The 11919-nt window shown below is 43.4% G+C and carries 7 protein-coding genes and 1 tRNA gene; 5 read left to right on the top strand and 3 right to left on the bottom strand.

Going from position 1 to position 11919, the window contains the following annotated elements:
* Positions 1-211: 211 nt before the first annotated feature.
* Positions 212-2245, top strand: a complete 2034-nt coding sequence (locus tag ACN6KS_RS10005; protein ID WP_094873359.1) for a methyl-accepting chemotaxis protein — start codon at positions 212-214, stop codon at positions 2243-2245.
* A 151-nt stretch (positions 2246-2396) separates the two neighbouring features.
* On the opposite strand, the gene ACN6KS_RS10010 is transcribed toward ACN6KS_RS10005, so the two are convergent.
* A complete protein-coding gene (locus ACN6KS_RS10010) occupies positions 2397-3677 on the bottom strand; it encodes a histidine--tRNA ligase (RefSeq protein WP_440961932.1) in 1281 nt (426 codons plus the stop codon).
* A 350-nt stretch (positions 3678-4027) separates the two neighbouring features.
* Between ACN6KS_RS10010 and ACN6KS_RS10015 the strand changes: the two genes are divergently transcribed.
* The gene (locus ACN6KS_RS10015; protein ID WP_094878869.1) at positions 4028-4681 is read left to right on the top strand and encodes an HD domain-containing protein; all 654 of its coding nucleotides are present in this window, start codon (positions 4028-4030) and stop codon (positions 4679-4681) included.
* An 85-nt stretch (positions 4682-4766) separates the two neighbouring features.
* Positions 4767-6212, top strand: coding sequence for a DEAD/DEAH box helicase (locus tag ACN6KS_RS10020; RefSeq protein WP_440961933.1), 1446 nt, complete (start codon positions 4767-4769; stop codon positions 6210-6212).
* A gap of 1151 nt (positions 6213-7363) precedes the next feature.
* On the opposite strand, the gene ACN6KS_RS10025 is transcribed toward ACN6KS_RS10020, so the two are convergent.
* Positions 7364-9079 (bottom strand): ABC transporter ATP-binding protein, encoded by a 1716-nt coding sequence (locus ACN6KS_RS10025; RefSeq protein WP_440961934.1) that lies wholly within the window; start codon positions 9077-9079, stop codon positions 7364-7366.
* Between the two features lie 267 nt (positions 9080-9346).
* On the opposite strand from ACN6KS_RS10025, the gene ACN6KS_RS10030 reads away from it, so the two are divergent.
* A complete protein-coding gene (locus tag ACN6KS_RS10030; protein WP_094873349.1) occupies positions 9347-10570 on the top strand; it encodes a CynX/NimT family MFS transporter in 1224 nt (407 codons plus the stop codon).
* A gap of 90 nt (positions 10571-10660) precedes the next feature.
* On the opposite strand, the gene ACN6KS_RS10035 is transcribed toward ACN6KS_RS10030, so the two are convergent.
* Positions 10661-11422, bottom strand: a complete 762-nt coding sequence (locus ACN6KS_RS10035) for a methyltransferase domain-containing protein (protein WP_440961935.1) — start codon at positions 11420-11422, stop codon at positions 10661-10663.
* Positions 11423-11692: 270 nt separating this feature from the next.
* On the opposite strand from ACN6KS_RS10035, the gene ACN6KS_RS10040 reads away from it, so the two are divergent.
* Positions 11693-11776, top strand: a tRNA-Leu gene (locus ACN6KS_RS10040).
* Positions 11777-11919: the final 143 nt, after the last annotated feature.

Consider the following 11919-nt stretch of genomic DNA (forward strand, 5'->3'; position numbering starts at 1 on the left):
AAAACAGGTCTTAATAACTAGTATGAAGAAGGCGAACAAACTAGTAGAACTAGTTTTTCCTGCATTTATATGCAAAAATTCGACATTTTTTGATATTTTCCGTATTTTCGCTTCATCAATATTCACTAATTAATCATCATATCCGATAGTAGTTGTATTATTTACAATTGCATTGTTCTCTAATGAACAGTAGTCGGAAGGATGAGGAAAAATGAAGATTCGTCTTAAACTATCACTTATGATGATAGGTGTGACCCTATTATGTATTGCTGTAATGGGGGTTTTTACATATTTAAGGTCAACTCAGGCAATTGTGAGCCTTACTGAGAATTCTATGAAGCAGGTCAATACGAATAAAGCTCAGACCATATCGTCTATGATTTCGAAGGAGCAGAGAAGTATTGAGCTTATTGCCGGAAGGTCGGAAATTGTCGAATTATTACTCCAAGCAGGGAATGGTGGAGTCGCCAAGGGGAGTGAGCTACAGAATGAGGTGAATATCAGCCTTCAGGGAATTGTGAAGGATGCTGGGAACCTTGAACATGCTTTTGTCAGTGATATGAAAGGCATCGCTGTGGCTGATAGTGACATTAAGCTTATAGGTACGGATTTTAGTGAAAGAAATTATACGAAAAAAGTTATGGATACCGCGGCGCCGGTCATTAGCGAAACGCTAAAATCAAAATCTACTGGGGCTTATGTGGTGGCTTTTGTGCATCCGGTTAAGAGTAACGGGAAGATGATTGGATATGTTGCTTCAGCGGTTTCTGCAGATAGTATGATTAAGTATTTAGCAGATGCAAAAGTAGTAAATACAACGACTTCGTATGCTTATCTTCTCGATGAGAATGGGAATACACTATACCATCCGGATAAGAAGCAAGTAGGACAGCCTGTTGCCAATGATCAGATCATGGCTGTGGTGAAGCGTGTGAAATCTGGTGAAAAAGTAGAAGATAGCCTACTTAGCTATACATATAATGATGTGGATAAAAAATCAGCCTACACCGTTATGCCTGAGACCCACTGGTTGCTTGGGCTAACCGCAAATTTAGATGAAATTGTAAAACCAGTGAACGAGATGAGAAGCTTTAATCTGTTGCTGGGTGCAGGAAGTTTGATTATTGCATTGTTGATTGCTTTATATTTTGCCCAAAAAATCTCTTCACCGATTACTAAACTGACAGATTTGATAAATAGAACGGCAGAGCTGAATTTGACGTATGACTCCCAGTACGAGTATCTGACGAAAAACAAAGATGAAACAGGTACGATAGCCATTGCGATGCTCCGAACACGGGTTATTCTTCGTGATATGGCGAGTAGTCTAATCACGATCTCGACCAAGGTGCTTGATAATGCGGAGACTCTTGAAAAGCTGTCTATAGATGTGCGGGAGAATGCTCATGACAATTCGGCAACAACACAGCAGCTTTCGGCAGGGATGGAAGAGACAGCAGCTTCAACACAAGAGATGACGGCAGCGATTACTGAAATTGATGTTAATGTATCCGAGATCTCCATTAATGTAAAGGAAGGCGCGGAAGTTTCCAAACAGATCAGTGAGCGGGCGATGGAGTTACAAGATGAGGCGTTAGAGTCTACGGATAATGCGAAGCGAGTGTATGAATCTGTTCGTATCGATATGGAAAAAGCAATTGAACAGTCGAATGCGATCTCGGAGATTAATGTACTGGCGGATACGATTCTATCGATTACTAGTCAGACTAATCTGCTTGCTTTGAATGCAGCGATTGAAGCGGCTAGAGCAGGTGAGGCGGGTAGAGGTTTTGCTGTTGTAGCTGGTGAAATCCGCAAGTTGGCTGAGAAATCGTCAGAGACTGCGGCTGGGATTCAAGGGGTCGTTTCAGGTGTATATGCTTCTGTTGAACTAATGAAGGAAAATTCAGAGGCGTTACTTGCTTTTATTGACCAGAATGTTCTTGGAGATTATGAGCGGTTAACGGAGGTAAGTCAGCAATATAACAGAGATGCTACTACAGTGAATTTGCTGATGAATCAATTCGAGACCGCGGCCGATCATCTAAGTATGGCGGTATCTAGTATTTCTATAGCGGTCAATGAAGTGGCTGCTACAGTAAATGAGGGGGCTATTGGGATTCAGGATATTGCGGTGAAGACGGCTGATATCGTTGAGAAGACATTCCATGAAGTTACGGTGGCTGACGAGAATACCCAAAGTGCCAAGGAGCTACAGGCGCTGGTAGATCGGTTTAAGATCTAAGAAGGATTAAGGGAATCTTTATCCGTCATTCATAAAATATTAAGCTTGCAAGGTTATAGTACATATATAACCTCCCTTAAATATAAACTTTACCCCGCCGGCCGTCGGCGGGGTCTTTTTTTTATGAGATCTTTTTAAAGTGAATACCAGCTTAGCCAGTGATGAGGTAAATAGCTTCATCCAGCGGAACGATAACCTCTGTTTGTTCCGCCATATCCTTCAAACGCACCTTATCATCACTTGCTTCGCTTTCGCCGATCAGTATAACGTAACGGATGTTTTTGGATGAGGCTGTGGCGAGTTGCTTTTTTAATTTTCTTTTACCAGATACGAGAGTGGTTCTTATAGAACAAGCACGCAGCTCAGCCGCTGCAATCAAAGCTTGTGGTAGTGTCTCACCAATGGGAATGACCATAACATTAGCTGCACTATTTTCTTGGGTAGGTCGTTCTGCCAGGAGCGCCATGATTGACTCCATACCAAAAGACAACCCAACCGTAGGATATTCAATATCCTCTCTGCCCACTAGCTGTCCGATAATCGCGTCATATCTGCCTCCACCACCCAAGCTTGAGGGAAAGGAACCCGATGCATCAAAGATCTCGTAAACTGTTCCTGTGTAGAATGAAAGACCTCGTGATAAGAAAGGATCGAAGCGGCAAGTATCTTGTAGTCCAATGTTGTGGATTAGATTTTGTAGGACGAGAACCTCTGACGCACCCGGTTGTGTTGTAAGATTGTATTTGTCGCATAACTGCTCAAAGCTTGGATTGTCCATTTCGATAAGCGCAAGAATCGCTGCGATGGTTGCAGATTCTAGCCCCTTGCCAATTAACTCGTTCTCCACTCCATTAATGTTGATTTTCTCAAGTTTATCAAGGGTGAGCATAACGGAAAGTTGCGCTTCTGCAGGTACGCCGATGGATGCTAGAATCTCACCGAGAAAACGTCGATTGTTCCATTTTAGGATGATAGGAATGTCCAGCTTGCGGAAAGCTTCGGTAGCCAGTTGCATTAGCTCAGCTTCAGCCTCAGGGCCGGAAATGCCGACCACATCGACATCACATTGTAGGAATTCACGCAGACGTCCGCGTTTTACGGGTCCATCTCGGAACACTTTTCCGATCTCATACCTTTTGAAGGGGAACTCTATCCCTGGATTTAATGCGATCACTTTAGCAAAAGGAATCGTCAGATCATAGCGTAACCCTAGCTTGCGGTTGCCTTGATCCGAGAGTTGGTACATTTCCTTGAGAATTTCATCTCCACCTGCATATTTCGAGGTTAATAATTCCAGTTCGTTTAATAATGTGGTGTCCATAGATTCAAAATCATAGAGTTCGAACAAATCCTGCAGCGTTTTTTGAATGTTCTTTCTGAGCGCTTGCTCTTTACCGAAGTAGTCATAAGTTCCTTTAATGTTTTGCATCATTAGTAGCTCCTTTGAATTGGCATAGTTTAGAAAATAAAAAACGCGCAGGACCTCTTGGTCCTGCGCGTATCTATGCCGCAGGGAGGCCAACGCGAGTAGCGTTAGCCTCCCTGAAAAAATTCAGGAATGCTAACGCTGTTTGTGATAATAATGAAGTTGATTCAGCATGATTGTATTTGTATTCACCAGAACCAATTCCCTTCGAAAATTTGATACTGCCGATTATAGCGGATCATTCCGAGTCATGCAAGTAAGAATTTATATTAGGTTCAATTTCTAGTGGGCGAATGGATAAGTTATCAGCTATAATAAGGCTTCGATATTCCTTACGGAAAGGGAGTTTTTCTACGATGGATAAATCTTTAATTATAGCTCGGACCGAAGATTTTGTTAAAGAACAACTGGGACAAGATACTACGGGTCATGACTGGTGGCATTCCGACAGAGTGCGCAACACCGCCGCTGAAATTGCCAAGATCGAGAGCGCAGATGTATTTGTCTGCACGATGGCCGCCTTGCTGCATGATGTTGCTGACGAGAAGCTTAATCCGTCTAAAGAAGAAGGTTTGCATAAAGTACGTACTTGGCTTTCTTCATATCTTACAAATGAGGAACAAATTAATCATATTATGATGATTATTGAGACGATGTCCTTTAGCGGTGGCGGGGGAGAACCGATGCAGACTCTTGAAGGCCAAGTCGTCCAAGATGCCGATCGACTTGATGCACTTGGGGCCATTGGGATTGCCAGAACCTTTATTTTCTCAGGGGCGAAAGGTCGTCCGGCTTATGATCCGGAAGTGTCTCCAAGAGATAAATCGCTTCAAAAGGAGTACAGGGATTACAGCAAAGGAACAGCTATCAATCATTTTTATGAAAAGTTATTAAAATTAAAATTCCTGATGAATACAACCTATGGACGCAAGTTAGCAGAAGAACGGCATGATTTTATGCTTAATTATCTGGACCAGTTCTATAAGGAATGGAATCAAGGGAGCCAATAGCTGTTATAATGATAAGTATGCACAAGATGAAGGATCGCGGAGTTTCCGCTTTAACCAGAACAATCGGCATAGAAGAGGTTGAACGATGAGTGAATTGCAATTTAGAGATTATGAGTTAAACGAAGACATTATTAAAGCGCTGGATGTTCTGAAATATGAGACGCCAACAGAAGTTCAAAGTAAAGTGATCCCTGTAGCTCTTCAGCAAAAGGATCTGATCGTTAAATCGCAAACGGGTAGTGGAAAGACGGCAGCTTACGGAATCCCGGTCTGTGATTTGGTGGATTGGGTGGAGAATAAGCCGCAGGCTTTGATTCTAACGCCTACTCGGGAGCTTGCCATGCAAGTGAAAGAGGATATCACCAACATTGGACGATTTAAACGGGTTAAGGCTGTGGCTCTTTTCGGTAAGCAGCCCTTTGCTCCACAAAAAATTGAGCTTACTCAAAAAACACATGTTGTCGTAGGTACGCCTGGACGTGTGTTCGACCATATTGAAAGAGGTACGCTTCCGCTAAATCGGATCAAGTATTTGATCATCGATGAAGCAGACGAAATGCTGAGCATGGGGTTCATTGAGCAGATCGAAAAGATCATTAAGCAGCTGCCAAAAGAACGAGTGACTTGTGTTTTCTCCGCTACATTACCGGAAGTGATTAAGAATTTGTGCCGGAAATATATGAGCGATCCGGTGGAAATTGAGATACAAGCAAGTGGAATTACAACCGCTACAATTGAGCATGCATTGATCGAAGTGAGACAAGCTGCCAAGTTCTCGCTACTGAGCGATATTATTACGGTGGAGAATCCGGACAGCTGTATTATCTTTTGCCGCACACAAGAACAGGTGAATGCGGTATTTAGAGGGCTGGCTGATCTGGAATATCCCTGTGATAAGATCCACGGGGGAATGGAGCAGGACGAGCGCTTTGAGGTCATGAACGCTTTTAAAAGAGGGCAGTTCCGTTATCTAATCGCTACAGATGTGGCGGCTAGAGGAATTGATATCGAGAACATCACCCACGTGATTAATTACGATATTCCGCTGGAAAAAGAAAGCTATGTACATCGTACAGGCAGAACCGCTCGTGCAGGTAAGACGGGTAAAGCGATCACTTTTGTCACTCCAAATGAGCAAAAGTGGGTGAAGGACATTGAAGGTTATATAGGCTTCAGCATCCCAACTATGAAAGCTCCTTCAAATGATGCCGTTGCTTACGCGAAGGAAGCGTTTGAGCAGAAGATTAACAAGCAGCCTGTCCGCAAGAAGGACAAAAGCGAAAGCTTGAACAAAGAGATCATGAAGCTGTACTTCAACGGCGGCAAGAAAAAGAAGCTAAGAGCCGTGGACTTTGTAGGAACTATCGCGAAGCTTGAGGGGATGTCCGCCGAAGATATCGGCATTATCTCGATTCAGGACAATGTGACATATGTGGATATTTTGAACGGTAAGGGTGCTATGGTACTGCAAGCGATGAGAGAGACGACCGTAAAGGGCAAGCAGCTTAAAGTGCATATTGCGAAGAAATAAACGGTGGATTGCGGTCTATCGCTGATCATGTCACATATGCCGCCTTTGATGCGGTTTATACTAAGAGGGAGTCGTGTTTATTACACGGCTCCTTATTTTTTTAAAAGATTTAAAATAGAGGATTAATCTATCGGTAATCAGAACTGTTATTAAATAAAGAGGTGGTAGAGTGAAAGGTGAATTTAAGAACACTAGGAATAAAGCAATTCTGCAAGTTCTATTTGTTGTTTTTTTGCATTTTATAACTATCTATCTTTTGAAGCTGAAAACTGAAGATTGGGATGAAGAAATAGTAAGGCAGATGTTCTTAATGTATTCAGCATCAATATTTCTTACATATATGTCTTGCATGATGGCTTTAAAGACGAGGAAGCTAAGGTACAATATTACATGGTTAGTTATCAGTACTTTACCCAGCTTGAGAATTCTATTTTAATATTTTTAATGTTAATAATGATATTATCGAAGGAAAAACCAGTAATTGATTAACATCTGTACATAAAGAATGGAAATACGAGATTCACTTTTCGTCCTTCAAAACCATTGAAAAGTTTCTATTTATGCTAGGGACGGATGAGTTTGGTCGTTTGATACCCTAAACGCAACGGTGAGGCTCTATCCTAAAAAAACTTAGTTTTGGGAGGATTAATTATCGAATTGGGCGCAGATGAAAATAGTTTGTGTTTGAGCGAGTGTTTAGATTGTGTTGTCTTTGATTTTAGGGAAATCCTCCCTAAAAATTGCGGATTTTCGCTGGATTTTAAGCTTTATAGGGAATTTCTCCCTGAAAATCGCCTGAAATCCACTGTAATGAGCTAATTAGGTGAATTTAAGGGGAGGAATTCCCTAATTGTTGAAATCAGGACCGTAATATCGATGAAATTGGAGAGGAATTCCCTAATTTTCATTCCCACGAATCCAAAAGGCCATAACTCCCTAACTCCCTAACTCCCTATAACTCCCTATTACTCTTAAACTCCAATACTCCTAACTCCAATACTCCCTAACTCACCAATTTAGCCCTCATGCAGGAAATAGATGAGAAGCACGAAAAAGCAAGCCTAGTCGCCAATGACGTGGGACTAGGCTTGCTTTTTTTGAAAATCCCAGCAGCTGAATCAATCATTCTTCAGAAGCTCTAGATAACGTCCTTAGGCGTTATACTGCGCCTGATGCAGCCGGCTGTATATGCCGCCGGCATGGACTAACTCTTCATGGCGGCCTTGCTCGGCAATGCCTTCTTCGTTCACGACCATGATCCGGTCGGCATTCTTAATCGTCGTCAATCGGTGGGCGATGACGAGTGTGGTTCTACCCACGGACAGATCCGCCAGCGATTGCTGAATCGCTGCTTCCGTTTCTGTATCCAGTGCGGAAGTAGCTTCATCCAGAATCAGGATCGGCGGATTCTTCAGGAACATGCGGGCGATCGCTAGGCGTTGCTTCTGTCCACCGGACAGCTTCACACCGCGCTCTCCGATCACTGTATCCATGCCCTCGGGTAGATTCTGAATGAGATCCTCCAGATGGGCACGCCGGGCAGCTTCCCAGATTTCAGGCAGCTTCGCATCCAGCTTTCCGTAGGCGATATTCTCACGAATCGTACCGGAGAACAGGAATACATCCTGCTGCACGATCCCGATCTGCTTACGTAACGACTCTAGCTTCATGTCACGGATATCGATGCCATCTATGGTGATAGCCCCGCCAGTGACATCATAGAAACGAGGAAGCAGGCTACAAATGGTTGTTTTTCCTGCACCAGAAGGCCCGACAAAGGCAATCGTTTCGCCAGCCTTCACTTTCAGGCTGATATTTTGTAGAACCGGACGGTCCTCGTCGTAACCGAAAAAGACATTCTGGAAGGTAATATCACCCTGTAAAGTGCTTACCTCTACGGCATCCGGCTTATCGCTGATATCCGGCTCCGTATCAATAATTTCTAGATAACGTTTAAAGCCGGCAATTCCTTTAGGATAACTCTCGATAACGGCATTGATCTTCTCGATCGGACGGAAAAAGATATTGGACAACAGAATAAATGCCACAAACTCACCGATTTGAAGTTCGCCATTGATGAAGAACCAAGCACCGCTGATCATCACAAGGATCGTAATGAGGCGGGTCATCATATAGCTGACGGATAAGCTTTTGGCCATGGTTTTATAAGCAAGAAGCTTAGTTTTACGGAACATTTGATTATCTACGGCGAATAGCGCTTGTTCATGCTGCTCATTGGCAAAAGATTGCACAACCCGGATTCCGCCCACATTATCTTCGATACGGGCATTGAAACTACCTACATTCCCAAATAGCTGGCGGTAGGTGGAAGTCATGTTGCGTCCGAAGTAGATGATCACCCAAGCCATAATTGGAACGATAATAAAAGTAATAATCGCCAGCTTCAGGTTAATATCAGCCATCAGGATAAAAGCTCCGACGAGTGTCATGATGGCAATGAATACATCCTCAGGACCATGGTGCGCCACCTCGCCGATATCATTTAGGTCGTTGGTGATACGTCCGATTAGGTGACCTGTTTTATTATTATCAAAAAATCGGAAGGATAGTTTCTGGATGTGATTGAACATTTTTTTACGCATATCGGTCTCGATGTTAATACCAAGCATGTGGCCCCAGTAAGTAACGATATATTGCATTACCGTATTCAAGGCGTAAATAGCTAGAAGCGCGACACAAGCAATGAGTATCAGCGGCCAATCTTGACCGGGGAGCAAATCATCAATAAATTTATTGACAGCTACCGGAAAAGCTAGTTCTAGCAGACCTGCAAAAACAGCGCAGGAGAAGTCCAATATAAATAGTTTTTTATACGGACGATAGTAGGAAAAAAACCTTCGAAGCATTCTGTTCACTCTTTTCTATAGGAATATGTAGGGATCGAATGAAATTGATTCTCAATTGTCTTGATTATATGGATACTAAAGATGTCATTCGATTTTGTCAATAATAGGGTTATGAAATTACTTAAGGCTTGTAACTTTTATAATAATAGTGGATGATAGGTCTTAATGCCATGTAATAAACATTTTTATATTTCTGGCGTAATCGCTCACCGTCCTTACAGGGATGTCAAGGGCGTTTATGCTTGTTGTAATTTAGGAGGATACATGATGAAAGCATCGCAACGAGAAGGAAACATTCAGAATAGAGGTTTAACGGACACCAAATATGATCGCTGGCTGCTAGTGTTGGGGATTGTGTTTATCGCAGCGGCACTTAGAGCGCCCTTCACCTCCGTTGGTCCACTGGTACAAATGATTCAGGATGATCTAGGCTTATCGAATACTTTAACAGGAGCTATTACCACTTTACCATTGTTGGCTTTTGCGATCTTGTCCCCGTTTGCTCCAAAGCTAGCCCGCCGTTTCGGGATGGCTAATGTGTTATTGATTGCCATGGTTATGCTTGCTATGGGGATTCTAATTCGGTCTGGATCTGGAACGGGATTGTTGTTCACAGGTACGGCGATACTCGGGCTTTCTATTGCAGTGTGTAATGTACTGCTTCCAGGGCTTATTAAAGGGAAGTTTCCCCACAAAATTGGATTAATGACAGGTGTCTATACGGTCTCTATGAATTTATGTGCAGCCATCGCTTCAGGAATTAGTGTACCGCTAGCCAGTAATGCTGGATTTGGCTGGAGAGGGACTTTGGCAATTTGGTTTATGATCGCTGCACTGGCAACTTTGTTCTGGATTCCGCAAATGCGTAAGCTTGATCAAGGGACTGGGGCTAAGGGCTCGGTCTCCAGTGGGAATATGTGGCGTTCTTCGCTTGCGTGGAAAGTAACGATTTTTATGGGACTACAGTCACTGCTCTATTATGTCTTTATAGCTTGGTTTTCTGTTCTCCTTGGTGAGCGAGGAATGTCATCAAGCCATGCAGGCTGGTTACTATCGCTGATGCAAATGGCGCAGTTGCCGTTTACTTTCTTCGTGCCGTTGTGGGCAGGTCGGATGAAGAACCAACGTATTCTGGTAATCATCACGGCTATTTTGTATTTCATAGGAATAGGTGGAATTTGGCTGGGTAGCAGTGCTTTAATGGCAGTCTGGGCGATATGCTTTGGGATTGCCGGAGGATTCGCCTTCGGCCTTGTGATGATGTTCTTCAGTCTACGGACTAGAAGCACTCAAGAAGCCGCGGAACTGTCGGGTATGGCGCAATCCGTGGGCTATGTGCTTGCTGCAATGGGTCCGGCATTATTTGGATGGCTGCATGATGTTACGAATAGCTGGACAATGCCGCTAGTTTTATTGCTTTGTGCAAGCGTATTGCTGCTGGTTGTCGGACTTGGTGCTGGTAGTGATCGATATATTGGAGATAAAAGGTAACATCTATTGTAATTAATAAAGAGTGTATGGGTGCGACACTGCACCGGTACACTCTTTTTTTTGTAGCATAGGAAGAAACTCCCCTCAGAATTAGACCCGTTTGTAAGCTAACACACGGATTCTTCGATAATCCATCACCCAACGGTTAGCTTGAAATAACGTGGGCTTCAGTTTCTGTTCCATGTAAGTGAGGACTTCCTCTCGTTCAGAGGGGGTGAGGACACTTAAGATTCCATTAGCAAAAGTGTTCAACCAGCGCTGGAACCCTTGCTCTCCAGCCTCTAGCGGGGTTGGACGGTCGAAACAAAGAGCGAGGTCTACTGTCAGTCCATGCTGTTCCAATAGTGATGCATATTGCCCGATGCTTGGGAAGTACCAAGGTAGCTGGAGTTTATCACTACACCCAATAGCGGCAAAAGCATTGGGAACTTCAGTGACGATGGAAGCGATATTGCCAAGCCCACCGAACTCAGCGACAAAACGTCCACCTGTACGCAGGCTAGCTGCGATAGAAGCAGCTGCACCGTTCGCGTCGGTCAACCAGTGTAGGGCAGCGTTGCTGAACACGGCATCGACTGGCTGTTCCGCGACATAGTTTTGCCCATCTGCTAAGATGAAGTTTAGCTGGGGATGTTTTTCACGGGCAGTCTGAATCATTTCGTCCGAGGCATCAATTCCTGTTATAATTGCACCTCTAGCCGCGATGGCTGCTGCCAAATCGCCAGTTCCACAGCCCCAATCCATAATCTGTTCACCAGGCTGGGGGCGAAGCAGCTCAATTAAGGATTCTCCAAACTGAGATACAAAGGCCATATCAGCATCATAGATTCCGGTATTCCACTGGTGGTTCATACGTACTCGTCCTTTCTGGTTTGGAATTACAGTGATATTTCTGATGTAGCACATTCTTTAATTATGTTGTATCATACCAGCCTCTTATAAGTGAAATATATAAACTGAATAACTGTGATTGGTTATGCCTATGGGGATTTGAATATGTTAAATCGGTTATATCGTTGTTGTTGGATTCATCTGTACAACAATTTAAAAATAAGTTGCTATTTATCCGAAAAAAATGTATAGTCTTATGTACAGTGATTATTTCATTGGTGTACATAATGTGCGGTCGTGGCGGAATTGGCAGACGCGCACGGTTCAGGTCCGTGTGGTAGCAATATCGTGGAGGTTCGAGTCCTCTCGACCGCATCATCAAATAGGCTTATACAATTGCTCTTGGGCAGTTGTATAAGCCTATTTTTTATTTCTGAAGAAAGTGATGGTGGTCCAATTCTTACTGTAGCTATGCTTCGGAGCACAATATAGAGAAGATATTATAGGTATTTTGTATT

This window comes from Paenibacillus nitricinens, assembly GCF_052056485.1.
Taxonomy (GTDB): Bacteria; Bacillota; Bacilli; order Paenibacillales; family Paenibacillaceae; genus Paenibacillus_AQ; species Paenibacillus_AQ nitricinens.

Coding starts and splice junctions, on each gene's coding strand:
- ACN6KS_RS10005 (WP_094873359.1), top strand. CDS start 212: ATGAAGATTCGTCTTAAACTATCACTTATGATGATAGGTGTGACCCTA.
- ACN6KS_RS10010 (WP_440961932.1), bottom strand. CDS start 3,677: ATGATGCAAAACATTAAAGGAACTTATGACTACTTCGGTAAAGAGCAA.
- ACN6KS_RS10015 (WP_094878869.1), top strand. CDS start 4,028: ATGGATAAATCTTTAATTATAGCTCGGACCGAAGATTTTGTTAAAGAA.
- ACN6KS_RS10020 (WP_440961933.1), top strand. CDS start 4,767: ATGAGTGAATTGCAATTTAGAGATTATGAGTTAAACGAAGACATTATT.
- ACN6KS_RS10025 (WP_440961934.1), bottom strand. CDS start 9,079: ATGCTTCGAAGGTTTTTTTCCTACTATCGTCCGTATAAAAAACTATTT.
- ACN6KS_RS10030 (WP_094873349.1), top strand. CDS start 9,347: ATGAAAGCATCGCAACGAGAAGGAAACATTCAGAATAGAGGTTTAACG.
- ACN6KS_RS10035 (WP_440961935.1), bottom strand. CDS start 11,422: ATGAACCACCAGTGGAATACCGGAATCTATGATGCTGATATGGCCTTT.